Raw genomic sequence first — 23170 nt, 5'->3', positions numbered from 1 at the left:
GGAGTGTCGCTGCGATCCTCCCTGGTCGCTGTCCGCCGCGAGGAGCATCGGCCCTGGTCAGGGCAGCCTGTGCTGCGTGGCGAGAGGCCCCGTCGACCCGCCACGATCATCGCCATGACCGCAGCCCAGAGCCTGCCCACGGTGCAGAACTGTTCGGTGACCGCCTGTTCCTACAACGAGGGATCGTCCTGCCACGCGGGCGCGATCACGATCGCCGGCGACAACGCCGCGTGCGGCACCTTCGTGGAGATCTCGTTCCGCGGCGGCGTGGACGGCAACGGCGTCGTCGGCGCCTGCCACCGCTCGGAATGCACGTTCAACGACAAGCTCGAGTGCACGGCCTCGTCGGTGAACATCGGCCCCGGCAAGGACGTCGCCGACTGCCTGACCTACGAGGCGCGGTAGAGCTCCTCGAGCGGCGCGACCGACCCCGCTGCCCCGAGGGCTTCCACCACGAGCCCGCGCACGGGGTCGGCGCGCAGCGTCCCGTCGGCGACGGCGAGGGCGGCCACGCTGTCCTCGTCGTCGACCAGGACCGCGGCACCGCGAGCGGCGAGCCCCGTGAGCGCCCCGAGCACGGCGCGGCGCCCGGTGGCGTCGAGCCCGCCGGTGACCCGGTCCGCCAGCACGATCGCGGCGTCGCCGGCCTCCTCGAGGCGGCCGCGCCGCTCCGACACTCCGGCCGACGGGTCCACGGTGACCCGACGGATCGCCGACGACGAGTCGTCGAACATCGCCATCAGCCGCCGACGCACGATCGGCTCGCCGAGCAGCACGGTCACCTCGGCCGTGGGCAGTCGCAGCGTCATCGCCGGGCCTCCTCAGTCGTGCCCCTCGGGCGCGGCTTCGGGCGCCCTCAGTGAGGGGAGGCTAACCTCGCTTGCCCGCCGCCGTCGAGGGCGTGGGGGCCACTCGCGCGAATCTCGCTCGGACGTCCGAACGCTGTCGGACGGGGACTGCCGGACCACTCCTGCCGGACCACTCCTGCCGGACTACTCCTGCCGGACCGCCCGCCAGACCGCTGTCGCGAACGGGACCCGCACAGGGTCGGCGCCGACCCGCCGCGCGATCACCTCCCGCGCCGCCCGGTGCACCTCCGCCCGCTCCTCGGGGGGCAGCGTCAGCACGGTCGAGTAGGTCCCCACCATCGCCGCCACGTCGTCGGCGGCCATCCACGTGCGGCGCCGGAAGACCTCCGAGGAGCCCGTCCCGAACGGCGCGCCCTCGGGCAGCTCGATGGTGAAGGCGGCGCGCACGGCCGACGTCGAGTCCTCGTTCCCGGCGTCGTCGGCGCGCTGGATGTGGCGTAGCTCCGCGACCCAGTCGGTCGTCGGGTCGGCGAAGCTCCACAGCAGGCCCAGCACGCCGCCGGGACGCAGCACGCGGGCGATCTCGGCGGTCGCCGGCTCCGGGTCGAACCAGTGCCACGCCGACGAGGCGAGCACGGCGTCGACCGACGCGTCGGGCAGCGGGATGTCCTCGGCCGTCCCGGCGAGCGCGCGGGCGCCGGGGCTGCGGGCGGCGAGCACGGCGCGCATCGCGTCGTCCGGCTCCACCGCGACGACGTCGGCGACGCCCGCGGCCGCCAGCGAGCGGGACACCAGCCCGGTCCCGGCACCGAGGTCCAGCACGGCCACGTCGGACGAGGGCAGCAGCCAGCGCAGGGCCGCCGGGACCGGCGCCGGGCGGAGGCGGTCGTAGTCCTCCGCGGCGGCGCCGAACGACCGTGCTCGCTGCGGGCGGGTCACAGCCACCCGCGCTTGTGGAAGACCAGGTAGAGGGTCAGCGACGCGAGCAGCATGAGGCTCAGCGCGAAGGGATAGCCCAGCGCCCACGCGAGCTCGGGCATGTGCTCGAAGTTCATGCCGTAGATGGCCCCGATCAGCGACGGCGTGAACAGGATCGCCGCCCACGAGGAGATCTTCTTGACCTCCTCGCCCTGGGCGAGGCTGGTCTCGGAGAGCCGGCGCATCTCCTCGTTCTGCCGCTGGCCGACCAGGGCGGCGTTGACCTGCAGGATGTTGCCGAGCAGCTGGCGGAAGTTGTCGGCGGCCTCGCTGGTCTGCGCCTGGTGGTCGGCGACGTCGCGCAGCCCGCGGTGCAGGGCCTGACCGGGGTCGTACTCGGAGTCGCCGAGGAGCCCGTCGAGGACCTCGCGCAGCGGGTCGACCGCGCGCTGCAGCTCGATGACCTCGCGGGAGAGCTGGTAGATGCGGCGGGAGACGCTGGGGTCGCCGCCGAACACCTGGGTCTCGATCTCGTCGATGTCGTGCCGCAGGCCGCGGACGACGGGCAGGTAGTCGTCGACGACGCGGTCGAGCACGGCGTAGAGCACCGCGTGCGGCCCCTCGGCCAGCAGGCGCGGGTCGTCCTCGAGCCGCGCTCGCACCGGCGAGAGGTCGGGCTTCTCGGCGTGCCGCACGGTGACGACGAAGTCCGGCCCGAGGAAGAGGTGGATCTCGCCGACCTGGACGTCCTCGTCCTCGTCGACGTACCAGGCGGGCCGCAGCACCACGAACTCGACGTCGTCGTAGCGTTCCAGCTTCGGGCGCTGGTGGGCGTGCACCGCGTCCTCGACGGCGAGCGCCGGCAGCGACAGCTCCCGCGCCAGCCGGTCGAGCTCGTCGGAGTCGGGGCGGAGCAGGCCGATCCAGGCGAAGCCGCGGTCCGCGGCGATGTCACGCTCGACGTCGCCGCGCAGCATCGCGAGCGTGCGGTCCAGCGTCTCGGGCTCGCTGTCGCGCTCGCCCCGCACGTACACCGCGTTGTCGACGACGGTCATCGGGACAGTGTCCCGTGTGCTCGTCCGGCGTGCTGAGCGTCAGTGCGCGAGCGCGACTCCCGCCGCGACGAGCCCCACCGCGTTGGTGCCCAGGTGCAACCCGATCGGGGCGAGCACCGAGCCCGTGCGGTGGCGCAGCCAGCCGAGCACGAGGCCGCCGACGACGGTGACGGCGAGGACCGCGAGCGCCGACGTCCACTGCAGGGTCGGCGGCAGCGGTACCGCCGACGGGCCCATCGCGACGGTGAGGTGCCAGAGGCCGAACGCCACCGCGGTGACGCTGAGCGCCACGCGGGCGGGCAGTGAGCGCACGGAGTGGCCCTGCAGGACGCCCCGGAAGGCGAGCTCCTCGGCCAGCACGGTGCCCAGCGGGATGAGGACGAGGCCGCGCAGCAGCAGGGAGCCGGGTGAGGCGCCGGCGAGCTGGGGGTTCTCGAGCAGCCCGGGCGCGGCCACCAGCACGGCGCCGTAGCCGAGCACCGCGACGCCGATCGCCGCGCCGCCCCAGCGCAGCCCGGCGCCCCAGGTGCCGCGGCCGATGCCGAGGTCGCGCCAGGTCAGGCCGAGCAGGCGCGCCACGGTCACCATCGCCGCGACGCCGCCGACGTTGAAGACGGCCTTGAGCACGGGGTCGGCGGGCAGGGCGGGTAGCGCGAGGTTGCTCCACGCGAGGAGGAGGACCGCGACGACCGCCGGTGGGGCCAGCCGTCGCCAGTGGGTGACTTTCTCGGCGGGCTCGGTGTCCGTTCCGTCCGTTCCGTTCGACACGTCGGACGGCGGGCAGCCGGGCGTGGCCGTGTGCTGGGGAGCGGTCACACGCCCAGCATGCCTGCCACCCTCTGCGTGTCCGCATCGGTCCACCCCGGGGGCGTACCCACGGAGAGCCACCCGCCCACCATCACCTTCCGGTACTGGTGGCCGTGCCCGTCCGGCACCGACAGGGAGTTGGTGAGGTCGATGGTGACCTGCCAGAACGTCACCACGGGGTACCAGTCGACGGCCTCGGACACGTCCCGACCTCGGGGTTCGGCGAGCCAGTCGGGGCGCTGCCACAGGAGCGCCGGCGTCCACCAGACGATCGGGTCGGAGGCGTGCTGCAGGTACACCACATGTGGCGGATACCACACGCCCGGTGGCCGTGTCAGGTCCTCCGCGGTCGATCCGAAGCGCACCTCGCGACCGCCGTCGACGACCGGGAGGACGGCGGGCGACCCGGGGTCGCGGCGCGCGGTGAGCTCCGCATGAAGCCGGTTGGAGTTCGGGGGCCCCACCCAGAGCACGCCGTCGGCCTGGGCCCGGGCGTCGGCGATGCTCGAGAACGCGGCCTCCGAGCCCTGCGAGCCGAGGCTCTCGCCGAACACGATCAGCCTCGGGCGCCGGTCGGGCGGCAGCTGCTCGATCCGGGCGTGCACGGCGTCGAACAGCGCCCGCCCCTCGGCCTCGGCGCGCGTGCGGTCGACGAGGAACGACAGCCAGCTCGGCAGGTAGGAGTACTGGGTGGCGACGATCGCGGTGTTCCCGCCCCAGATCATCTCCAGGGAATCGGCCACGGGGTCGTCGATCCACCCGGTGCCGGTCGTGGTCACCAGCGCGAGGACGTCCCGCTGGAACGCCCCGGTGCGCTCCAGCTCGGCGACCGCGAGCGCGGCGCGCTCCTGCGGGCCGGGCGCCGACATCAGCCCGACGTAGGCGCGGATCGGCGGCACCGGGGCCCGCCCGGAGGCCTCGCCGAGGTCGGCGAGGGACCGCCCGCCCGCCACGAAGTCCTGCCCCTCGCGACCCAGGGTGTCCCATCGCACGAGCGAGGGCGGCGAGCCCGAGCGCAACGGTGATGCTGGGGCGACCACGCCGGGATAGGTCGAGGAGTTGGTCGCGCCGAACGCGGCATCGGCGAGACGCAGGCCCGTGCGCAGGACCAGAGTGTCGATCATCGTCGCCACCAGCACGACCACGATCACCGTGCCGAGGACGGTCGCGACCTGCGCGGGCAGGTGGGCCCGGCGTCGCAGCACGTCCGCGGCGCGCCCGGCGAGCCAGCGCACGCCGCGCCCGAACCCCACGATGAGCCCGGCCACCACGATCGCCACCGGGCCGGCGCGCAGCCAGCCGTCGGTGGTCGGCTGGGCGATGCCCATGAGCGCGGCGACCTGCCGTTGCCACGCCGCGCCCGCGAGGAGCATCCACAGCAGCGCGACCACCGCCGTCACCACGAGCACGACCCACGTGCCCGGGGTGAACCACTCCGGCGTCGCGCGCTGCACCCGGCCGGTCAGCCGGGTCCAGCGCGCCGTGCGCCCGAGCAGCCAGGCGATCGCCACGCCCAGCCCGTAGCCCAGCCCGCCCGAGATGCCGGTGGCGAGGCCCTGGAAGAGGTAGTCGCGGGGGATCAGCGACGGGGTCAGCGAGATGAGCGCGAACGCGGTGCCGAGCACGAAGCCCGCCGGGTGCGCGCGCGGGACGTAGCGCACCACCGGCGCGAGGCGCGGGGAGAGCAGCGGGGAGTCGCCACCGAAGTCGTGCCGCGCGCCGTCGCGGTGCCAGAGGTGGTGGTGATCGAGCTCCTCCTCGAACTCGCGCTGGAACTCGGTGTCGAGCTCCGGACCGGGTCGGGTCAGAGGACGCGCGTCGGTCTCGTCGGCACCAGGGTGGTTCGCGCCCGGAGCCGTCGCCCGGGTCTCGCGGTCCGCCACGCATCCCAGCTTCCCGCGCGGCGCAAGCCGGTACGCGCGCCGCGCCCGAACCGTCGGCGTGAATCTTCGGCGGCCCCTGGTCGCCCCACGCACCGCGTGGCACGCTCACGGACCATGACCGCGCTGCGCCGGCGACGGGTGGCCCGCCGCCAGGTGGACCTCGCGCGTGTCGCCAGCGCGATCTGCCGCCAGGATCGCTAGGCGCGGGAACGGCAGGAACGCGCTCCTCCCCGCCCCGCCCGGGAGAACCACGCCGTGTCCCCCTCACCCGACGCCCGCTGGGCCCTCGCGAGCGAGCGCACCCTGCTCGCGTGGTTCCGCCTGTCGCTGGCGCTGTTCCTCGTCGGCCTCGTCCCGCTGGTCCTCGTGCCGGCGGGCACCGCGACCGGGCTCGTCACCCTGGTGTCCGGCGGGTCGATGCTCGGGTGCGCCGCGACCGCCGTCGAGGGCGTCCGGCGGTGGCGTCGCGGCGCTCAGCGCCGGAGCAACGACTCGAGCCAGCGACCCGCCGAGAGGAGCCCGTCCTCGCGGTCGGGGTGACCGATCAGGGCGAGGCCCAGCGGCAGGCCCGCCTCGTCGCGGGCTCCGGGGACGGCGAGCGCCGGCAGACCGAGCAGGTGCCAGGGGCGGGAGAGCACGGGGTCGCCGGTACCCTCGGCCGCGAGCGGCGCCACGCCCAGCGCCCCCGGGACGAGCACGGCGTCGGCGTCGTCGAGGCGGGCGAGGACCACGGCCCGGGTCTGCGCGGCGCGCTCGCGGGCGTCGGTGAGCGCCGCCGGGGACACCGCGCGGCCCTCCGCCAGCATCGCCGTGAGGCGCGCGCCCAGCCCGGGCACCGCCGGCACCACGTCCGCCGCCTCGGCGGCCATCACGGTGTGGTGGTCGGTGACGGCGTGCTCGAGGCTCACGTCCCACGACGCGACCGGCGCGCCCTGCGCGCGGGCGCGGTCGACCGCGTCGGCGTGCGCCGCCCGCATCGCCGCCGAGACGTCGGCGACCTCCGTGCCGTCCCAGGCGAGCAGGCGCGGCCGGGCCGGCTCCGCCTGCGGGCCACCGAGCGCGCGGCGCGCGACGGCGAGATCCTCGACGGTCGCCGCGAAGAGACCGAGCGTGTCGAGGCCCGGCGCGAGCGGGTGCACGCCCTCGGTCGGCAGGGTCCCGCGGGGGACGGCAAGGCCCGCGACCCCGCAGAACGAGGCGGGCCGGACCACGGAGCCCGCCGTCTGCGACCCGAGGGCGAGCGGCACCATGCCGGCCGCGACCGCCGCCGCGGACCCGCTCGACGAGCCGCCCGGCGTGCGGTCGAGGTCGTGCGGGTTGCGGGTGGGGCCGGGGTCGAAGCAGGCGAACTCGGTGGTCACGGTCTTCCCGACGACCAGCGCCCCGGCCTCGCGCAGCAGGCGGACGATCGCGGCGTCGGTCCCGGCCGGCGGGGCGTCGGCCCGGGTGGACGAGCCACAGACCGTCGGCACCCCGGCGACGTCGATGATGTCCTTCACGCCGACCGGCACGCCCGCGAGGGGTCCGTGGTCCCGTGCCGTGTCATCCAGCAGCGCGACCCAGGCACGCACCCGGTCGTCGATCTCCTCGATCCGCCGCCGGGCGGCGTCGCCCCCGAGGTACGCGTCGGCGACGCGCCAGGGCCTGACGAGATCCGGGGAAGCCACGAGCCGCAGTCTGGCGCCTACCCGGTCGGGATGCGCAGGAGCTTCGTCTCACCGAGCTCCGGGGGCTCGTTCGCGGGGTTCGCCTGCGGCGTCCGCTGGGCCGGGTGCGAGGAGCTCGAGGAGCTCGCCTGCTGCTGACCCGAGTCCGAGCTGCCGGACCCCTGCGACGAGCTCGACGACCCGCCGTCGGAGCCCTGGCCGTCGCAGCGGGCCTGGCTGCGGGTGCTCTCGTCGAGACCGAGGTCGCCGAGCAGCCCGCCGACCAGGCCTCCCTCGCCCGTGTCGCAGATCGTGGCGGACCGGTGGCCGTCGGAGGAGCTCGAGGAGTAGCTCACGGACTGATCCGAGGAGCGGTTCGACGCGGTGCTGTCGCCGTCGTCGCCGTGGTCGTGTCCCGGCGTGGCCAGGGCGAGGCCGGCACCCGACCCGGCCAGCGCGAGGGCCGCCGAGGTGGCGACAGCCCCGCGCCCGAGGACGCGGGAAACGGTCATCGTGGTCTCGATGCGGTGGGCACCCATGGGAGTTCCTCCTCCAGCGCGACCACCATGCTCCGTCTGGCGGTCCGGGGTCTCGATCCCGTACGCGGTAGGTCTCGTTCCGGTCACGACGCAGCCCGGGGTGCCCCGCCACGCACGACCTCAACCCACCCGATCGCGACGCCCCGTTCCGCGTCGCCCGCCGCGCTCCTAGGCTGCGCCGATGGCGGCGACGACGACGGCGCGCTGGGTCGAGGTGCACCCGCGCAATCCCCAGCGCCGCGCGATCCGCGCGACGGTGGACCTCCTGCGTGAGGGCGGGCTGATCGCCTATCCCACCGACTCGTGCTTCGCGCTGGGCGCGATGCTGGGCAACCGCGAGGGCCTCGAGCGCATCCGGACCATCCGCCGGCTGGACACCCGCCACCACTTCACGCTGGTGTGCCGGGACTTCGCGCAGCTCGGGCAGTTCGTCCGCATCTCCACGCCGGTGTTCCGCGCGGTGAAGGCAGCGACGCCGGGCTGCTACACCTTCATCCTCCCGGCGACCAAGGAGGTGCCGCGCCGGCTGCTGCACCCGCGCAAGCGCACCGTGGGCGTGCGGATCCCGCAGCACCCGGTGGTCGACGCGCTCCTCGAGGAGCTGGACGAGCCGCTGCTGTCGTCGACGCTGCTGCTGCCCGACACCGAGGAACCGATGACGTCGGGCTGGGAGATCCACGAGCGGCTCGGCCACCAGCTCGACGCGATCCTCGACTCCGGCGAGTGCGGGACCGAGCCGACGACGGTCATCGACCTCTCCGGCGACGAACCCGAGCTGATCCGGCAGGGTGCCGGCGAGGGCTTCCAGTGGTGAGGAGCCGCTCAGCGCGCGACGCGCGGCATCCGGTCGGCGGCCGCGCGCAGCGCCAGATAGGCGTCCTCGAGCTCACGGGCCGCGAGGTGGGCGCATGCGGTCCGCACCGCGACGGCCACCTCGTCTAGGGCCGACCGTTGCCGGTCGGCGCCGGGTGCCGGCCCCCGCGCCGCGTGCGCACCGACCGCAGCCCGCAGCATCTGGTCGAGTCGGCCGTCGAGGACCGCGGGCGACGGGTCGGTGAGGTCGACGAGGTGGCCGAGCGCGGTGCGGATCGCCGCCCCGAGCTCGGGTGGCTGCCCCGCGGACGACTCCGTCCCGGCGCGGGTCACCGCGGTCACCGCGTCTCCTGACCGGCAACGACGTGCCGGCCGACCGCCGGGTGCGTCGCGACGACCGTCAACCGGCGGTCGAGCGCGGTGAGACGCAGCGGGCGGACCACCGTGCGGTGTGTCGCGACGAGCACCAGGTGAACGGCGCGCCCGACGGCGGCCTCGTGGACCGTGGCGAACGTGTCGAGGCCGGAGGCCCCGAGGAACGTGACGCCCTCGAGGTCGCAGACCACCGTCGGCGGCTCGCCGGCCGGTGTGGCGTCGAGCCCGCCGTCGCGCTCCTCGGCGACCGCGTCGATCGCCCCGTCGAGGACGTTGCGCAGGCGGCGAGCGGTGAGCATGTCGACCTCGCCGAGGACGCGTACGAGCACGAGCCCGCGGCGTGGCTGGGTCGGGGCGACGATCAGGTCGATGACGAGGTCGGCAGCGAGGGAACCGTCGGGGACGAGTCGGCCGTCGCCGTCGGAGACGGGGAACGCGCGTGGCGCGGCGTCCTGGCCGTCGGTACGGGGCGCCATCATGGCGGGGCCACCTCTCCAACAAGGCGTCGTCCGCGGGCCTCGAAGGGGTGAAGCTGCGGGTGGCACTCATCACTGTGCCCGCGATGGTCGGACCTGTCCACCGGGCGCGATCGCTTGATCACCCGCCGGAGTGGACCGTCAGAGCACCAGCAGCCCCCGGACGACCGTGGCGAGTGCCCCGACCAAGGCGAGCACGACGACGGCCCGACGAGCCGTCTCCGCCGGCAGGCGCCGGTGCACGACGTCGCCGAGCACGACGCCCACCGCGATCCCGGCCAGCCCGGTGAACCAGACGACACCGCCGAGCGCCGGCGGACCCTTGCTCACGAGCGCGAGGAGGTTGACGACGAGCAGGACGACCTGCGCGGTCGGGACGAAGACCTCGATGCTCCAGCGGCGCGCCAGCGCGAACGCCGACAGCGCCGGACCGCCGACCCCGGCCGTGACGTTGACGAACCCGGCGACGGCGCCTGCGCCCACCGCGCCTGACGTCCCGTCCAGCCGCGCACCGAGCCGTGGCACGAGCGAGAGCGCGACGGCGCCCAGCGCGAGCAGGCCCACGACGACCAGCAGCGGGCCTTCGGGGAGGGCGTCGACGACGAGCGCGCCGAGCGGCACGGCGACGACGACTCCGACCAGCAGCAGTCCCGTGGCCCGCACGTCGACACCCCGGTAGGTGCGGATGAGGACGATCAGGCAGAGGACGACCTGCAGCGCGTTGCCGAACGACACCCCGTCGCGCGGACCCAGGATCGCCACCAGGAACGGGCCGCCGACGAGCGCGAGGCCCAGCCCGGTCGTGCGCTGCGTGACCGCGCCGAGGAGGACCGGGCCCACGACGAGCGCCGCCGTCCCCACCGCGCTCACGGGCACGGCGGGGACGGCGGCGTCATGCGGTCATGATGACCGTGGGTCAGCGCCTGTGCGCAGGACGTGTGTCACTGCGGGGTGATGTCGAACGACACCGTGTCGCCTCGACGCTGGTGACCTGCACCAGGAGCGTCGTGGTCCGGCCGGCGCCGGTACCGGTACTGCGTGCTCCCCGGCGGGGCGAAGCGAACGTGAACACGGAGAGCGACGGGCAGGGGTCTTCACTGCTCCATCAGAGCCACCTCATGATCTCGCCAGAGTCCTCACCCTGTTCACAGGCGGGGAACAGGGTCGGCACCGACCCTGGAGAGCAGGACGCCGAGGGACGTCCGCCCGAGCGAGGAGGACGCCGTGAACGCCGCCGCCACCGTCGACCGCCCCGTTCCGCACGACGATCGTCCCGACGGGTGGGCCTCTCGGCAGGGCCCGCGCCGCCACCAGGCGGACGCGGCCGCGTCCTACCGGTCGGCGCCCGGGCGTCTCGCCGTCGCCGTCGCGGACGGCGTGGGCGACTCCGAGGCCGCCGGTTTCGCGGCCCGGCTGGTCGCCGACCACGCCGTGCGGGTCGCCGCGCTCGAGGGTCGCCCCGACGTCGCCCTGCTCGCCGCCCACGACCTCCTCACGAGCACCCACGACCTCGTGCCCGGCGACGCGGCGGCCGTCGTCGTCCTCGGGCCCGGTGCCGGCGACCCTCGCTGGCGTCTCGCGTGGGTCGGCGACTGCCGGGCGCTGGCCTGGGACGGCCGCACGCTGCGCTCCCTGACCGCCGACCACACCGTCGCCGCGGAGCTGCGCTCCCGCGGCCTGACCGTGCACCCGCGCCTCGAGCACGTGCTCACGGTGAGCACTCGCACGATGCGGCCGCAGGAGGTCGGCGTCGCCGTGGTCGACGACCCGGGCACGCTCCTGCTCCTCAGCGACGGCGTGCACCGCAGCGTCGCCGCGCCCGCCCTGGCCGCGGCGCTCGCCGGGGGCGGGAGCGCCACCGGGTGCGCCGAGCGGATCGTCGGGCTCGCCGAGGCGGCCGGGGCCACCGACAACGCGACGGCCCTGGTGGTCACGGGGTCAGCGCTCACGGGGTCGGCGCTCACGGGGTCGGCGCTCACGGGGTCAGCGCTCACGGGGTCAGCGGGAGCGTGAGCCGGAGGCGGGCGCCGTCTCTGCTGTCCGTGCTGTCTCGGCTGTCCGCGACCTCCAGCTCGCCGCCGTGCGCGCGGGCGAGGGCCCGAGCGATGGGTAGCCCGAGCCCGGCCCCGCCGGCATCCCGCGTGCGGGCGTCGTCGAGGCGCACGAGCCGGTCGAACACGCGCTCGCGGTCCTCGATCGGGATGCCGGACCCCTCGTCGACGACGTCGAGCACGGCGTTCCCGTCATGGGTGGAGACCTCGATCCGCACCGTGCCGTCGGCCGGACCGTGCCGACGGGCGTTCTCGAGGAGGTTGGCGAGGATCTGGGCGATCCGTGACGGGTCGGCTCGCACCGGGGTCGGTGGGCCCTCGACCCGCACGGTCAGCGCCGGCGCGAGCAGCGCCGTGCGCTCGGCTTCGGCGGCGGCGAGCTCGGCGAGGTCGACCTCGCGACGCTCCAGCGCGGCGCCGTCCTCGATGCGGGCGAGCTCGAGCATGTCGGCGACGAGCGCGCCGGCCCGCCGGGTCTCACGCACGAGCGTGGTGGCGATCCGCTCGCGGCGGGCGAGGTCGGCGTCGGGGTGGCGCACGAGCGACTCCGCCAGTGTCTGCACGCCGGTCACGGGGGTGCGCAGCTCGTGGGCGGCGTCGGACAGGAAGCGCCGGGTGCGCGCCTCGGACCGCTGGGCCTCGGTCGCTGCGTCCTCGGCGCGGACCTGCGCGGTCTCGAGGGCGTCCAGCATCGAGTCGAAGGCGGTGGCGGTGCGGCCCAGCTCGGTGTCGGTGCGCTCGGGATGCAGGCGGCGACCCCGGTCTCCGGCGGCGATGTCGTTGGCGAGTGCGGTCATGTCGTCGAGGGGTCGCAGCGCCACCCGCACCACGGCGAGCAGCGCGACCGCGACGACGCCGAGCCCGATCGCCCCGACACCGGTCATGACGACGCGCAGCCGGGCCAGCACCGCGTCGTTCTCGCCGGGCGCGACCTCGAGAAGGAGCTGCGTGCCGTCGGGGACGGCCACCGTCCGCGCGAGGTCCGCGCCGCCCGGGCGTCCGTGGCCGGGTCCCCCTCGTGGTGGGCGCCCGGGCGGGCCGGGGTCGTCGTCGGTCGGCGCCACCACCCGCCGGCCCGCGGCGCCGAGCAGGACCGCCCGGATGCCCTGCCCGTCGACGGCGTCCACGAGCGCCGTCCCGGTCGTCCCGGACGCGACGAGCAGACCCGCGCGGGCGGCGCGGTCGTCGAGGCGGCTCTGCTGGTCGCGACGCAGCTGAGCGTCGAGGGAGAGGTCGACGGCGACGCCGATGACGACCAGCGCCAGCGCCACGACGAGCAGCACGAGCGCGGTGACGCGGAACCGCAGCGAGCGCCCGGAGGTCCAGCGCTCGCGCAGGCTCGCGGTCACGCCCCGTCCCCCGGCTTCAGCGCGTAGCCCAGGCCGCGCACGGTGTGAACGATCCGGGGCCCGTGCGCCTCGAGCTTGCGGCGCAGCGCGGACACGTGGACCTCGACGAGGTTGGGGTCGTAGGCGTCGTAGCCCCAGACCTGGGTGAGGATCTGGTTCTTGGTGACGGTCCGCCCGCGCTGCTCGGCGAGGTAGCGCAGCAGGCGCAGCTCGGTGGCGGTGAGGTCGAGGACGGCGCCGGCCCGCGTGGCCGTGCCCGCCTCGTCGTCGACGACGAGGTCGCCGATCGTCATGGCCGTCGGCACCCGCCCGCGCCGCCGCAGCACGGCGCGCACCCGCGACACGAGCTCGGCGAGCAGGAACGGTTTGACGACGTAGTCGTCGGCGCCGCCGTCGAGGCCGTGCAGGCGGTCGGCGAGGGCGTCGCGTGCGGTGAGGAGCACGAGGCCGGCGTCGCTGCGGGCCCGCACCACGTCGAGCAGGGCGAAGCCGTCGCGGCCGGGCAGCATCACGTCGAGGACGACGAGGTCGGGTCGGAACCCGTCGAGCAGCTCCTCGAGCCCCGAGCCGTCGCCGCGACCGACCGCGCGGAAGCCCGCGTCGCCGAGCGCGTCGACGACCGAATCGCGGATCGCCGCCTCGTCCTCGACGACGACCACGCGCGCCGCCGTATCCCAGGTCCCGGTCACGTCGGGGATCCTGGCCCGCCGGTCCTGAACCGTCGCTGAAGACCCGGCCCGTTTCAGGAGCGGTTCAGGCGTCGTGCCCATCGTCGGTGGTCCCCGAACAGGAGTGGAGACACCGACGATGAGCGACCAGGACCCCCAGCCCGGCAGCGCCGGCACGCCGGACCAGGACCCGCCGACCCGGCCGACGTCCGAGAACCCGTCAGGGCCGCCCACCCGATGGCAGCGGACCACCCGTCCGTCAGGCTGGACCCGGCGCACCGCCGTCGTGGTGTCCGGCGTCGTCGGTGTCCTGATCGGTGTCCTGCTCTCCGGCGCGGTGCTGGCGACCACGGTCGGCGGCGGGACCCGGGGCGACGGGCCCCGGGGAGACGGGCCGCGAGGCGGTCCGGGGACGAGTGCCGAGGGGCGCGGGCCGCACGGCCCCGGTGCTCCCGGCGGGCCCAATCGGGGTGAGCGGAGCGCGTCCGGCCCGATCGTCGTGCAGGTCCAGCCCGGCGCGACGGTGCAGGTGGCGCCGGGGGCGACGGTCCAGACCGTGCCCGGGGCGACACAGCCGACCCAGCCCGGGCAGCCCGCCCAGCCCGCCCAGCCCGCCCAGCCCGCGCCGGCCCCGCCCGCGCCTGCTCAGCCCGCCCAGCCCGGCGTGCCGGGCTGACCACCCCGTCGGTGTGGCGACCGTCACTGCGGTGAGTACGATCGCTGTCGGTTGTCACGCCGACGTGTGACGATGAGCCCCATGTCCGATGCGGGGGTCCTTCTGGTGCGCCGTGCGCACGTGGATCTCCTCCGCGTCTCCTCGGCCGGGTGTCGCACGCCCCGCCGCTGACCGTCCACCTCTCGTCCGGTCGCGGGTCCGCACCCCGGCCGGGTCCTGACGTGCCCCGGAACGAGGGCGCGCGGGCCCGCGCCCCGCCACCTCCCGAGGAATCCCTGTGCGCGCGTTCCTGCTCTTCGCCCTCGCGGGCCTGATCGCCCAGCTGGTCGACGGCTCGCTGGGTATGGCCTACGGCGTCACGTCGACGTCGGTCCTGCTCGCGGTGGGCACGGCGCCTGCCATCGCCTCCGCCTCGGTCCACCTCGCCGAGGTCGGCACCACGCTGGCGTCCGGCGCCTCGCACTGGCGCTTCGGCAACGTCGACTGGCGCGTCGTCGGCATCCTCGCGCTGCCCGGCGCGATCGGCGCCGTCCTCGGCGCCTACGTCCTGGTCAACCTCACCGAGAGCGCCGAGCCCTACATGGCGCTCGTCCTGCTCCTGCTCGGCGTCTACGTGCTGCTGCGCTTCAGCTCCCGCGCGATCGCCAAGCGCGTCGTGTCGGGCCCGCGTCCCGGCGGGAAGTTCCTCGGCCCGCTCGGGCTGGTCGCCGGCTTCCTCGACGCGTCCGGTGGCGGCGGCTGGGGCCCGGTGGCCACGTCGAGCCTGCTCGCCTCGGGTCGACTCGAGCCGCGCAAGGTCGTCGGGTCGGTCGACACCTCCGAGTTCGTCGTCGCCCTCGCCGCCAGCATCGGCTTCCTGTTCGCGCTGGGGCAGGAGGAGATCGACTTCACGGTCGTGCTGGCCCTGATGATCGGCGGTGTCATCGCGGCACCGTTCGCGGCCTACATCGTCCGGCTGCTGCCCGCCCGGGTGCTGGGCACCGCCGCCGGCGGCCTGATCATCATCACCAACACGCGCACGTTCCTGAACGGGATCGACGTGTCGTCGAGCATCGTGACCCCGGTCCTCATCGTGCTGGCCGTGCTCTGGATCGCGGCCATCGTCGTCGCGGTGCGCACGGCCCGTCGCGAGCGCGCGCTCGCCGAGCCCGCGGTGGTCGAGGAGGACGGCACCCCGGCCTCCACCGGCTGACCGTTCCGACCGAAGGGCCCCATCGCTCGCGTCGATGAGCGAGGGTCACCCTTCGCCGGAACCGTGGGCGTGGAGATGCGCTTTCCCGAACTGAGCGACACCCGCCCGGCCCGTCGCCCCGCTGGGCAATCATGGGGGGCGTGCGCGCGCTGTTCGACCTCCCCGCCGCCTACCGCCCGTCCGCCGAGGACCGGGCCGCGCCGATGCCACCACTCGAGGCCGTGCTGTGCGACTTCAGCAACACGCTCTTCCGCATGATCCCCACCGACGAGTGGCTGCGTCGCCGACGACACCGGCCGCAGCCTCGACGACCCGGAGGCCGTGCTCGCCGCCCTCGACGCGGCGGCCGCCGAGCCCGAGGTGATCGCCGCGCAGGAGGGGCGCGACCTCGACGCCGACGCCCACCACCGCGCGATGCTGGCGTGGTTCTCGCGCGTGGCGTACCTGCAGGGCATCGAGGCCGCCGCCCAGGCGCGCGTCATCGCCGAGGACTCGTGGCTGCCCTACCCCGACACCGGCCCCTTCCTGCAGTCCCTGGCCGACCGCGGCGTCCCGGTCGGCGTGGTCAGCGACATCGGCTGGGACATCCGCGGCCACGCCCGGGTCGCCGGGCTCGACGGCCTCGTCGGCACCTGGGTGCTCTCCTGCGAGGAAGGGCTCGAGAAACCGGCCCCGGAGCTCTTCCGCACGGCCTGCGCGCGCCTGGGCGTCGACCCGCGCCGGACCCTGATGGTCGGCGACAATCCGCGCCGCGACGGGGGCGCCGCGGCGGCCGGGCTGCGCGCGTTCGTGCTCGCGGGCGAGCAGCGGGAGCGCGAGCGCGGCCTGGGCGACGTGCTCGCGCTGCTCAGCCCACGCGCGTGACGCCCGGCGCGACCAGCTCGCGCGCCACCCGCACCGGCTCCCGCCCGGCACGCCGCACCCAACCCCCGACCACCTGCGCGACCGACCAGCCGTCGGCGGCGAGGAGCGCGGCGATCTCCCGATCGGCGGCGCCGAGCTCCACCTCGGCCTCGGCGAGCACGCCCACGAGCCAGCGCTCGCTACGGCGCACGACCTCGTCGCCCGAGCTCCCGGCGGAGAGCACGCGACCGAGGTCGAACGGCTCGGTCTGGAACGGCCCGGACGGCACCGCATCGCGCTCGATCATGGCGTCTTCCCCTCGTCGTGACCGGGATCGACGCTAGACGGGCCCACCGACAACGCCGCTCGAGAGAACGTGCTGCCGCGCCCGCGGTGGGCGAGCGCTGACGCCGAGTGTCGGAACGCCCCACGGTGGCTCGCCCGACACGCCGGAGCGGGCTCTCAGCCTTCCTCGGCGATCCCGATCTGCCGACGCAGCTTGGCCACGTTCCACCGGTACTGGCCCGACGGCAGGGTGATCTCGGGCGTCACGAGCCCCGCCTTCACGTATCGCTGCAGCGTGCGCGGGCTGACCCCGAGGGCCTTGGCGGCCTCGGGCGTCGACACCAGATCGGACGGCGGCATACCGGTCACCCTATGTCGCCGCTGTCGTCCGAAAGACGGCAACAACGCCGGTGGCGCCACTTTCTTCGATGACTTCTCTGTCGTTGATGTCGCCGATGACGTTACAGTCGGCGACATGAGCGACACCGACGACCGAGACTTACCCGGGCCGGGCGGTCCCCGGCGCTACCGGCTGGACGCCCGGCGGTTCCGCGGGCCGCTGCACACCCCTGCCCGCAACGACCACGCGCAGCACGACTCCGACGACCTGGCGGCGTTGGTGGAGCTCGCGCGCACCCTCGTGGCCGAGGGCTTCACCGCCTGGATCTACGAGCGGGTCCGGCGGTCCGCCCCGTGGCCCGAGGCGTGGGACCTCCGCCTGGTCACCCAGCTCGATCCGGACCGATCGCGAGGCTGACGTGCACTCCCCCGCTCCGTGGAGATCACTCTGCTGATCGGGGATGACGCAGCTCTGTGGCGTCTCTGAGGGAACAGTGAGCCGCTGCGCGACGACGGCGTCGACGACGCGGTCGCGGCGTTCGTGCTGAACCACGTCGACGACCCGACGGCTGCGCTGCGCGAGCTCGCCCGCGTCACACGGCCCGGTGGGGCGATCCTCGCGACGTCACCCGCCGCCGGGACGGCGCATCGCGCCGTGCGTGACCGGATCGACGTCGTCGTCGCCGACGCCGGGTTCACGCCGCCGGGCTGGTACGCCCACCTCACAACGGTGCAGGCGCCGCTGCTCGGCGACGTGGCGGCGATGCGCGACGCCGCCGACACCGCCGGGCTGGCCGACGTCGTCGTCACCGAGCACACCGCCGACGTCGGGGTCGAGCGGGCGGAGGACCTCGTGGACTACCGCCTCGGCCAGGCCCACGTCGCCGCCTGGCTGGCGGCGCGGCCCGAGGCCGAGCGGACGGAGCTGCGACGGGCAGCGATCGCGGCGGTCGCCCCGGTGATGGAGCCCTACCGGCCGCCGGTGATCACGCTGGTCGCCCGCGTGTCCTGATCCGTCGGACGCGCGGCCCAGGCAAGCACCGCGGTCGCCGCGCAGAACGGTGTCCAGACCAGGCGCTCGCCGGGCGAGCGCGAGACCCCGTTGAGCACGGTGCCGACGGCCATGAAGGCGGCCAGGCCGGTCAGCCCGGCGGAGCGGAGCCGCGGCGACCCCGCCTCGGAGGCGACGGCGAGCGCCGAGCACGCGTAGACGGGCGCGGCGACCCCGCTGACCCGCCGCAGGTTCTGCGGGAGCCGCCCGGGGTGGACCCCGCCGTACGCGAAGCGACCCCACGGCACGCCCGCGGCCAGGCAGGTCGGGAAGACGGCCTGAGCGGCCAGAAGCGTGCCGGTGGCCGGCGCAGCGTGTCGAGCGGGGAGCAGGCGCACCCCACCAGTGTCCGCGATGTCCGGTTCAGAGTCCGAGCAGTTCCCTCGCGGAGCGCCACAGATCCTCGGTGATCACACCCGCAGGCTCCGGCCGCGCGAGGCGGGCGGCCTGGCCCGCCCACTGGTTGACGAGGTCGACACCGGCGACCTCACCGCGACGCCACGCCCCGACCAGCGCGCGCTGCACCGGGTAGCGAGCGGGCGGCGGCGCGCCGGCCTCGGTCCACGCCCGGATGTACGGGGTCGGCAGCGCGCGGCCGGGTCGCCCCGAGTAGGCCCGGGTGAGGACCGAGGTCTCGGGGGCCGCGGCGCCGAGGGCCTCCGACCATGCCGCCGCGATCCCGATCTCCGGCGAGCGCAGGAAGGCCGTGCCCACCTGCACCGCGCCGGCCCCGAGCGTCAGGGCGGCCGCGACGCCGCGACCGTCGGTGATCCCGCCGCTGGCGACCACCGGCACCGTCAGCGCGTCCGCGAGCTGCGGGACGAGCGCGAGCAGCCCGACGCCGGTGGACTCGGCGGCCACGGGGTCGAACGTCCCGCGGTGCCCGCCCGCCTCGACGCCCTGGGCGACCACCGCGTCGGCGCCGGCGTCCTGCGCGGCCAGCGCCTCGTCGAGGGTGGTCGCGCACGCGAACCAGGCGATGCCCGTCGCGTGGATGCGCTCGACCGTCGGTGGGTCGAACAGGCCCATGATCGACGAGATCACCGTCGGCGCAGCGTCGATCAGGGCGTCGACCTGCTCGGCGAACACCGGCGACGGTCCGGCGGGCCGACCGGGCGAGCCGTACCGCTCCAGGAAAGCGCGCGCGGCAGCCTCGCCGCCGTCCCCGGCCGGCGGCGCGTCGGGGATCCACAGGTTCATCTGGAACGGACCCGACGAGCCCTCGCGGAACCGCCGGACCCATTCGTCGATCTTCGCGGGGCTGTCGAGCACCGCCCCGGTCGCGCCCATTCCGCCGGCCTCCGCGACCGCCACGGCCAGCTCCGGAGGGCAGGCGCCCGCCATCGGCGCCTGGATGATCGGGACGTCGAGCCCGTAGCGCTCGCAGAACGCGGCGACCCGCCCCGACACTGCTGACACCGTCGTCATGGCCCCACCCTCCCCTGTCCCCGCCGTCGGCGGGCGGGCAGCATGATCCCCACGCCCGGACGAACCGGGGCCGGAGAGGAGTGCGTTCGATGACGAACGACGCGGTCGAGGTGACCCGTGACGACCAGGCGGCCGTGGCGGTCGTGCGGATGAACCGCCCGGACCGTCGCAACGCGCTGACCACCGAGCTCAAGGTGGCGCTGCGCGACGCCCTCGAGGAGGTCGCGCAGGACGACAGCGTGCGCGCCGTCGTCCTCGCCGCCGCCGGGCCCGCGTTCTGCGTCGGACAGGACCTCGGCGAGCACGCCGAGACGCTGCGCTCGGGCGACCCGGACGCCATGCGCACCGTGCCCGAGCACTACAACCGCATCACCTCGGCGCTCGCGACGATGCCGAAGCCGGTGATCGCGGCCATCGGCGGCACCTGCGTCGGCGCCGGCCTCGGGTTCGCGCTGGCCTGCGACCTGCGCCTGGCCGCGGCCGGCGTGCGGTTCGCCACGGCGTTCGCCGGTATCGGTTTCGGCGGCGACTCCGGGCTCTCCGCGACGCTCGCCCACGCCGTCGGCGCCTCCCGGGCCACCGATCTGCTCATGCTCGGCGATACGTTCACCGCCGAGTCGGCGCGCGACTGGGGCGTCGTGCGCGAGGTCGTCGCCGCCGAGGAGCTGGACGACAAGGCGCTCGCCCTGGCGCGCAAGCTCGCCTCGGGTCCGACCGCGGCCTACGCCGAGATCAAGACGGCGATCGCGCTGGGCACCGTCTCGTCGCTGCCGACGGTGCTCGAGCACGAAGGCGCGGCCCAGTCGCGTCTGGCCAAGACCCAGGACCACCGCAACGCGGTCGAGGCGTTCCTCGCGAAGGAGAAGCCGACCTTCACGGGTCACTGAGACCCCGCCGTCAGCGCAGCGGCGCTCTCCGACGGTGGCCGATGCCGGCGAGGTGCAGCGCGATGCCGATGGCTCCCAGCGTGAGCAGCACCGTCGGGGTGAACACGCTGATCACGAAGCCGGACACCTCGAAGATCCGCGCGGTGAGGAACACGACCGCCGCGGCGATGGCGAGCATCGTGTCGGGCCTCCTTCGGTCGGAGCCTGCAGTATCGGGCCTGGAGTGGCACCGCTCACGACCGTGACGGCAAGCGGACCCGCGTGCGGCCGAGCGGACTCGGGCACGCGCGCCCCCCGCTCAACGGGCCGGCGATCGTCTCCGTCCGGACAGCCAGGCGCTGTCTGTCCAGCTCAGGCGCCGGCGGCTTCCGCGGCGGCGAGGATCGCGTCGATCGTCGCCTTGGGGTTCGACACCATCGAGACGTGCGAGCCCGCCACCTCGGTGATCGTCGACCCCGCCCGCTCGGCCATCCGGCGCTGCGCACTCGGCGGAATGACGAGGTCCTCGGTGCCCACCACGGTCCAGCTCGGCAGCGATTTCCACGCCGTTTCCGTTCCAGGTGTCACATTCGCACTCAGCGTGATCGGACGCTGACTCTCGATGATCCGCCACCGATCGTCCTCGGGCAGATCCTGCGCGAAGGCGGTGTGCACCGTGGCGGGCTTGAGGAAGGCCTCGACATCGCCCTCGGGCGCGCCCGGATATCCCGCGAGATCGAGCACGGTGGTCGGATCGGGGACGTCGAGGGCGGAACCCGAACCGCCGAGAATCTGGAAGACCGTCTCCCCCGCGTCGGGGATGAACGCGTCCACGTAGACCAGCGCCCGCACGTCACCGGCCCCGGCGGCGGCGTTCGTGACGACGAAGCCGCCGTACGAGTGGCCCACCAGGACCACGGGACCGCTCGTGCGCTGCTTGGCGAACGAGGTGACGTACGGAGCATCGGTGGTCACCCCGCGCAACAGATTCGGCGGCGTGAGGACCGACAGCCCGCGATTCCGCAACTCGCGCGCCACGGGATTCCAGCTCGATCCGTCCGCCCACGCTCCGTGAACCAGGACAATCGTGATTTCCGGCATTTCCGACCCCCGTCGCGTGTCACCGTTCCTGCGGGTCGAGCCTATTCACGGATGCGGCCCTCCGTCTGCCGCGAATCCCGTTCCGACCGGATCACGGCGCGTAGTTTCGGCTCGAGGATCGTGCCGGTGCCCGACGTCGGCGGGGGACCCGGGCCCGTCCGGGGTGCCGTGTCCGGGGCGCCGTGTCCGGGGCGCCGTGTCCGGGGCGCCGTGTCCGGGGCGCCGTGTCCGGGGCGCGAACGGGGACTTCGGGCGCATAGAAGCAGCGAACCGCCCGTTCGCTGCGAAAACCCCGCGCTACGTCAGCTGCGATTCCCGTTCCGTCCAGAACACCGCGCGTAGTTCCCGCTTGAGAATCTTCCCCGCGCCCGACTTCGGGAGCGGTTCCACGCGAGTCTCGATCCTGCGCGGGACCTTGTAGCCCGCGATCGCCCGGCGGCAGTGGGCCACGAGCTCCTCGGCGAAGGCCTCGGCGTCCTCGGGCTGCGAGCGCAGGACGACGACGGCGTGCACCGACTCCCCGAAGCGCTCGTGCGGCACCCCGAACACGGCCACCTCGACCACCGACGGGTGCGCGAAGAGCGCGTTCTCGACCTCGGCGCTGTACACGTTCTCGCCGCCCGAGACGATCATGTCCTTGGCGCGGTCGACGAGGAACAGATGCCCGCCGTCGTCGAGCAGACCCAGGTCCCCGGACGCGAACCAGCCGTGCCGCAGCGCCGCGGCGGTCTCCTCGGGCTTGTTCCAGTAGCCGGCGGTGACGTTGGCGCCGCGGATCAGCACCTCGCCGACCGTGCCCGGCGGGAGCGGGGTGCGGTCGGTCGGGTCGACGACGATCACCTCGACACCGACCGCCGCGCGCCCGCACGAGCGCGCCTGCGGGGTGTCGAGCAGGTGCTGCTCGCCGGGCAGAAGGGTGACGATCGGCGAGGTCTCGGTCAGCCCGTAGATGTGCAGCATCTCGGCCTGAGGGAACGCGGCATGGGTGCGGCGCAGCAGCTCGACCGCGGCGGGCGACGACCCGTGCGAGAGCCAGCGCAGGCTCGTCACCGTCCGTGGCCGCGCGGCCTGCTCGACGGCGAGCGCGTCCATCATCGTCGGCACCACCAGCGTCGCGGTGACGCCGTGGCGCTCGACGAGGTCGAGGACGCCGTCGGGCGTGAACGCCGGGCACATCACCTGCATCCCGCCGGCCCAGACCGTCGAGAGCGCGGCGATCGTGCCCGCCGCGTGGAACATCGGCGCGACCACGAGCCAGCGGGTGTCCGCGGTGAACGGCCAGCAGGCCATGAAGTGGAAGGCGTTGGCGACGAGGTTGCCGTGCGTGAGCATCACGCCCTTGGCCGCGCCCGTGGTGCCGCCGGTGTAGAAGATGCCCGCGAGGTCGTGCTCACGCGGCTCGCGCAGTGGGGCGGTGGGCTCGGCGTCGGCGAGCAGCGTCTCGTACTCGGTGCTGGTGTCGATCACGCGCAGGCCGGGGTCGAGGCCGTCGAGCGCGCGGTCGGCGAACAGCACGCGCGCCCCGGCGTCGCGCAGCGCATAGCTCCGCTCGGCCGCGGTGTGGCGCACGTTGAGCGGGACGATGACGAGCCCGTGGCTGGGCAGGCCCAGGTAGAGCTCCAGGTAGCGGTGGCAGTTGGCGCCGAGCACGCCGACGCGGTCGCCGGGCCCGAGCCCGAGGCGCGTGAGCAGCCCGCCGAGGCGCGCGATGCGCTCGGCCAGCTCCGCGTAGCTGACCGTCTGCTCGCCGCACACCACCGCCGTGCGCTCGCGGGCGGTGGCGAGGGCGCGGCGCAGCGGCGTACCCATCGTGCGGGTCGCGTTGCCCGCGTCGCCCGCCGGCGCGAGGTCGTGGAGGGTCTCGGGCGTCGTCATCGAACACTCCGGGGAACACGCTGCGTGGTGGCGCAGGCGAACGATCGTTCGGTCGGCTCGACGGTAGCAGTGACCTGCCCCACGCAGCCAGGAACGAGGATGCTGCGTGCGGGGCCTCCGGCGCC

The 23170-nt window shown here is 74.8% G+C and carries 29 protein-coding genes; 10 read left to right on the top strand and 19 right to left on the bottom strand.

Annotation, left to right across the window (positions count from 1 at the left end):
* Nucleotides 1-114: 114 nt before the first annotated feature.
* Nucleotides 115-405 (top strand): DUF1540 domain-containing protein, encoded by a 291-nt coding sequence (locus AC2A1K_RS26185; RefSeq protein ID WP_483899274.1) that lies wholly within the window; start codon nt 115-117, stop codon nt 403-405.
* Here AC2A1K_RS26185 and AC2A1K_RS26180 read toward each other — a convergent pair.
* The 5 genes from AC2A1K_RS26180 to AC2A1K_RS26160 form a co-directional block, all read right to left on the bottom strand.
* Complete coding sequence (locus AC2A1K_RS26180) at nt 390-809, bottom strand: hypothetical protein (protein WP_483899273.1); 420 nt, start codon at nt 807-809, stop codon at nt 390-392. The two genes, AC2A1K_RS26185 and AC2A1K_RS26180, sit on opposite strands and share 16 nt — an antisense overlap.
* Before the next feature lie 183 nt (nt 810-992).
* Nucleotides 993-1748 carry a class I SAM-dependent methyltransferase gene (locus AC2A1K_RS26175; RefSeq protein WP_483899272.1) on the bottom strand — a complete coding sequence of 252 codons (756 nt, stop codon included), beginning with the start codon at nt 1746-1748 and terminating at the stop codon, nt 993-995.
* Nucleotides 1745-2782: a magnesium and cobalt transport protein CorA gene (locus tag AC2A1K_RS26170; protein ID WP_483899271.1), complete on the bottom strand. Its 1038-nt coding sequence runs from the start codon at nt 2780-2782 to the stop codon at nt 1745-1747. The genes AC2A1K_RS26175 and AC2A1K_RS26170 overlap by 4 nt, the downstream gene beginning before the upstream one ends.
* 39 nt (nt 2783-2821) lie before the next feature.
* Nucleotides 2822-3598, bottom strand: coding sequence for a lysostaphin resistance A-like protein (locus AC2A1K_RS26165; protein WP_483899270.1), 777 nt, complete (start codon nt 3596-3598; stop codon nt 2822-2824).
* Nucleotides 3595-5472 (bottom strand): alpha/beta hydrolase, encoded by a 1878-nt coding sequence (locus tag AC2A1K_RS26160; RefSeq protein ID WP_483899269.1) that lies wholly within the window; start codon nt 5470-5472, stop codon nt 3595-3597. Before AC2A1K_RS26160 ends, AC2A1K_RS26165 begins: the two co-directional genes overlap by 4 nt.
* A gap of 255 nt (nt 5473-5727) precedes the next feature.
* On the opposite strand from AC2A1K_RS26160, the gene AC2A1K_RS26155 reads away from it, so the two are divergent.
* Nucleotides 5728-6012, top strand: coding sequence for a DUF202 domain-containing protein (locus AC2A1K_RS26155; RefSeq protein WP_483899268.1), 285 nt, complete (start codon nt 5728-5730; stop codon nt 6010-6012).
* On the opposite strand, the gene AC2A1K_RS26150 is transcribed toward AC2A1K_RS26155, so the two are convergent.
* Both AC2A1K_RS26150 and AC2A1K_RS26145 read right to left on the bottom strand, forming a co-directional pair.
* Nucleotides 5946-7139 carry an amidase gene (locus AC2A1K_RS26150; protein WP_483899267.1) on the bottom strand — a complete coding sequence of 398 codons (1194 nt, stop codon included), beginning with the start codon at nt 7137-7139 and terminating at the stop codon, nt 5946-5948. The two genes, AC2A1K_RS26155 and AC2A1K_RS26150, sit on opposite strands and share 67 nt — an antisense overlap.
* A gap of 17 nt (nt 7140-7156) precedes the next feature.
* Entirely contained in the window at nt 7157-7657 is a 501-nt protein-coding gene (locus tag AC2A1K_RS26145) for a hypothetical protein (protein ID WP_483899266.1), read from the bottom strand.
* 181 nt (nt 7658-7838) lie between these two features.
* Here AC2A1K_RS26145 and AC2A1K_RS26140 point away from each other — a divergent pair, with 181 nt between their 5' ends.
* Nucleotides 7839-8471: an L-threonylcarbamoyladenylate synthase gene (locus AC2A1K_RS26140; protein ID WP_483899265.1), complete on the top strand. Its 633-nt coding sequence runs from the start codon at nt 7839-7841 to the stop codon at nt 8469-8471.
* An 8-nt stretch (nt 8472-8479) separates the two neighbouring features.
* On the opposite strand, the gene AC2A1K_RS26135 is transcribed toward AC2A1K_RS26140, so the two are convergent.
* The 3 genes from AC2A1K_RS26135 to AC2A1K_RS26125 form a co-directional block, all read right to left on the bottom strand.
* The gene (locus AC2A1K_RS26135; protein ID WP_483899264.1) at nt 8480-8812 is read right to left on the bottom strand and encodes a hypothetical protein; all 333 of its coding nucleotides are present in this window, start codon (nt 8810-8812) and stop codon (nt 8480-8482) included.
* The gene (locus AC2A1K_RS26130) at nt 8809-9324 is read right to left on the bottom strand and encodes an STAS domain-containing protein (RefSeq protein WP_483899263.1); all 516 of its coding nucleotides are present in this window, start codon (nt 9322-9324) and stop codon (nt 8809-8811) included. Before AC2A1K_RS26130 ends, AC2A1K_RS26135 begins: the two co-directional genes overlap by 4 nt.
* A gap of 138 nt (nt 9325-9462) precedes the next feature.
* Nucleotides 9463-10197, bottom strand: coding sequence for a TSUP family transporter (locus AC2A1K_RS26125; protein WP_483899262.1), 735 nt, complete (start codon nt 10195-10197; stop codon nt 9463-9465).
* A gap of 348 nt (nt 10198-10545) precedes the next feature.
* Here AC2A1K_RS26125 and AC2A1K_RS26120 point away from each other — a divergent pair, with 348 nt between their 5' ends.
* Nucleotides 10546-11334: a PP2C family protein-serine/threonine phosphatase gene (locus tag AC2A1K_RS26120; protein WP_483899261.1), complete on the top strand. Its 789-nt coding sequence runs from the start codon at nt 10546-10548 to the stop codon at nt 11332-11334.
* Here the strand turns inward: AC2A1K_RS26120 and AC2A1K_RS26115 are convergent.
* Together AC2A1K_RS26115 and AC2A1K_RS26110 are read right to left on the bottom strand one after the other, a co-directional pair.
* Complete coding sequence (locus AC2A1K_RS26115; protein ID WP_483899260.1) at nt 11312-12721, bottom strand: sensor histidine kinase; 1410 nt, start codon at nt 12719-12721, stop codon at nt 11312-11314. The genes AC2A1K_RS26120 and AC2A1K_RS26115 overlap by 23 nt on opposite strands.
* Complete coding sequence (locus AC2A1K_RS26110; protein WP_483899259.1) at nt 12718-13410, bottom strand: response regulator transcription factor; 693 nt, start codon at nt 13408-13410, stop codon at nt 12718-12720. The genes AC2A1K_RS26115 and AC2A1K_RS26110 overlap by 4 nt, the downstream gene beginning before the upstream one ends.
* A gap of 118 nt (nt 13411-13528) precedes the next feature.
* Here AC2A1K_RS26110 and AC2A1K_RS26105 point away from each other — a divergent pair, with 118 nt between their 5' ends.
* The 3 genes from AC2A1K_RS26105 to AC2A1K_RS26095 all read left to right on the top strand — a co-directional run bounded on the left by AC2A1K_RS26105 (nt 13529) and on the right by AC2A1K_RS26095 (nt 16121).
* A complete protein-coding gene (locus AC2A1K_RS26105; protein WP_483899258.1) occupies nt 13529-14065 on the top strand; it encodes a hypothetical protein in 537 nt (178 codons plus the stop codon).
* A 277-nt stretch (nt 14066-14342) separates the two neighbouring features.
* Nucleotides 14343-15257 carry a sulfite exporter TauE/SafE family protein gene (locus tag AC2A1K_RS26100; protein ID WP_483899257.1) on the top strand — a complete coding sequence of 305 codons (915 nt, stop codon included), beginning with the start codon at nt 14343-14345 and terminating at the stop codon, nt 15255-15257.
* A gap of 321 nt (nt 15258-15578) precedes the next feature.
* Entirely contained in the window at nt 15579-16121 is a 543-nt protein-coding gene (locus AC2A1K_RS26095; RefSeq protein WP_483899256.1) for an HAD family hydrolase, read from the top strand.
* Here AC2A1K_RS26095 and AC2A1K_RS26090 read toward each other — a convergent pair.
* Both AC2A1K_RS26090 and AC2A1K_RS26085 read right to left on the bottom strand, forming a co-directional pair.
* A complete protein-coding gene (locus AC2A1K_RS26090) occupies nt 16105-16407 on the bottom strand; it encodes a hypothetical protein (protein ID WP_483899255.1) in 303 nt (100 codons plus the stop codon). The two genes, AC2A1K_RS26095 and AC2A1K_RS26090, sit on opposite strands and share 17 nt — an antisense overlap.
* 155 nt (nt 16408-16562) lie before the next feature.
* Complete coding sequence (locus tag AC2A1K_RS26085; protein ID WP_483899254.1) at nt 16563-16745, bottom strand: MerR family DNA-binding transcriptional regulator; 183 nt, start codon at nt 16743-16745, stop codon at nt 16563-16565.
* Nucleotides 16746-16860: 115 nt separating this feature from the next.
* On the opposite strand from AC2A1K_RS26085, the gene AC2A1K_RS26080 reads away from it, so the two are divergent.
* Both AC2A1K_RS26080 and AC2A1K_RS26075 read left to right on the top strand, forming a co-directional pair.
* Entirely contained in the window at nt 16861-17142 is a 282-nt protein-coding gene (locus AC2A1K_RS26080; protein ID WP_483899253.1) for a hypothetical protein, read from the top strand.
* A gap of 84 nt (nt 17143-17226) precedes the next feature.
* Entirely contained in the window at nt 17227-17736 is a 510-nt protein-coding gene (locus AC2A1K_RS26075; RefSeq protein WP_483899295.1) for a class I SAM-dependent methyltransferase, read from the top strand.
* On the opposite strand, the gene AC2A1K_RS26070 is transcribed toward AC2A1K_RS26075, so the two are convergent.
* Nucleotides 17694-18113, bottom strand: a complete 420-nt coding sequence (locus AC2A1K_RS26070; protein ID WP_483899252.1) for a hypothetical protein — start codon at nt 18111-18113, stop codon at nt 17694-17696. The two genes, AC2A1K_RS26075 and AC2A1K_RS26070, sit on opposite strands and share 43 nt — an antisense overlap.
* A 25-nt stretch (nt 18114-18138) precedes the next feature.
* Nucleotides 18139-19203 carry an NAD(P)H-dependent flavin oxidoreductase gene (locus tag AC2A1K_RS26065; RefSeq protein WP_483899251.1) on the bottom strand — a complete coding sequence of 355 codons (1065 nt, stop codon included), beginning with the start codon at nt 19201-19203 and terminating at the stop codon, nt 18139-18141.
* 89 nt (nt 19204-19292) lie between these two features.
* On the opposite strand from AC2A1K_RS26065, the gene AC2A1K_RS26060 reads away from it, so the two are divergent.
* Entirely contained in the window at nt 19293-20090 is a 798-nt protein-coding gene (locus AC2A1K_RS26060) for an enoyl-CoA hydratase/isomerase family protein (RefSeq protein WP_483899250.1), read from the top strand.
* A gap of 10 nt (nt 20091-20100) precedes the next feature.
* Here the strand turns inward: AC2A1K_RS26060 and AC2A1K_RS26055 are convergent, their stop codons facing one another.
* The 3 genes from AC2A1K_RS26055 to AC2A1K_RS26045 form a co-directional block, all read right to left on the bottom strand.
* A complete protein-coding gene (locus tag AC2A1K_RS26055) occupies nt 20101-20268 on the bottom strand; it encodes a hypothetical protein (protein ID WP_483899249.1) in 168 nt (55 codons plus the stop codon).
* 173 nt (nt 20269-20441) lie between these two features.
* Nucleotides 20442-21170 carry an alpha/beta hydrolase gene (locus tag AC2A1K_RS26050; protein ID WP_483899248.1) on the bottom strand — a complete coding sequence of 243 codons (729 nt, stop codon included), beginning with the start codon at nt 21168-21170 and terminating at the stop codon, nt 20442-20444.
* A 297-nt stretch (nt 21171-21467) separates the two neighbouring features.
* Nucleotides 21468-23045, bottom strand: a complete 1578-nt coding sequence (locus AC2A1K_RS26045) for an AMP-binding protein (protein WP_483899247.1) — start codon at nt 23043-23045, stop codon at nt 21468-21470.
* Between the last annotated feature and the right edge of the window lie 125 nt (nt 23046-23170).

Source organism: Actinomycetospora sp. 2LY8.5, assembly GCF_057180585.1.
The sequence above is the reverse complement of the archived record's forward strand: the minus strand, read 5'-3'. Positions and strand labels throughout refer to the sequence as shown.

Bases quoted from the DNA above. Each gene is read 5' to 3' on its own strand.
- AC2A1K_RS26185 (WP_483899274.1), top strand. From the start codon at position 115: ATGACCGCAGCCCAGAGCCTGCCCACGGTGCAGAACTGTTCGGTGACC.
- AC2A1K_RS26180 (WP_483899273.1), bottom strand. From the start codon at position 809: ATGACGCTGCGACTGCCCACGGCCGAGGTGACCGTGCTGCTCGGCGAG.
- AC2A1K_RS26170 (WP_483899271.1), bottom strand. From the start codon at position 2,782: ATGACCGTCGTCGACAACGCGGTGTACGTGCGGGGCGAGCGCGACAGC.
- AC2A1K_RS26145 (WP_483899266.1), bottom strand. From the start codon at position 7,657: ATGGGTGCCCACCGCATCGAGACCACGATGACCGTTTCCCGCGTCCTC.
- AC2A1K_RS26140 (WP_483899265.1), top strand. From the start codon at position 7,839: ATGGCGGCGACGACGACGGCGCGCTGGGTCGAGGTGCACCCGCGCAAT.
- AC2A1K_RS26130 (WP_483899263.1), bottom strand. From the start codon at position 9,324: ATGATGGCGCCCCGTACCGACGGCCAGGACGCCGCGCCACGCGCGTTC.
- AC2A1K_RS26105 (WP_483899258.1), top strand. From the start codon at position 13,529: ATGAGCGACCAGGACCCCCAGCCCGGCAGCGCCGGCACGCCGGACCAG.
- AC2A1K_RS26090 (WP_483899255.1), bottom strand. From the start codon at position 16,407: ATGATCGAGCGCGATGCGGTGCCGTCCGGGCCGTTCCAGACCGAGCCG.
- AC2A1K_RS26085 (WP_483899254.1), bottom strand. From the start codon at position 16,745: ATGCCGCCGTCCGATCTGGTGTCGACGCCCGAGGCCGCCAAGGCCCTC.
- AC2A1K_RS26080 (WP_483899253.1), top strand. From the start codon at position 16,861: ATGAGCGACACCGACGACCGAGACTTACCCGGGCCGGGCGGTCCCCGG.
- AC2A1K_RS26065 (WP_483899251.1), bottom strand. From the start codon at position 19,203: ATGACGACGGTGTCAGCAGTGTCGGGGCGGGTCGCCGCGTTCTGCGAG.
- AC2A1K_RS26060 (WP_483899250.1), top strand. From the start codon at position 19,293: ATGACGAACGACGCGGTCGAGGTGACCCGTGACGACCAGGCGGCCGTG.
- AC2A1K_RS26055 (WP_483899249.1), bottom strand. From the start codon at position 20,268: ATGCTCGCCATCGCCGCGGCGGTCGTGTTCCTCACCGCGCGGATCTTC.
- AC2A1K_RS26050 (WP_483899248.1), bottom strand. From the start codon at position 21,170: ATGCCGGAAATCACGATTGTCCTGGTTCACGGAGCGTGGGCGGACGGA.
- AC2A1K_RS26045 (WP_483899247.1), bottom strand. From the start codon at position 23,045: ATGACGACGCCCGAGACCCTCCACGACCTCGCGCCGGCGGGCGACGCG.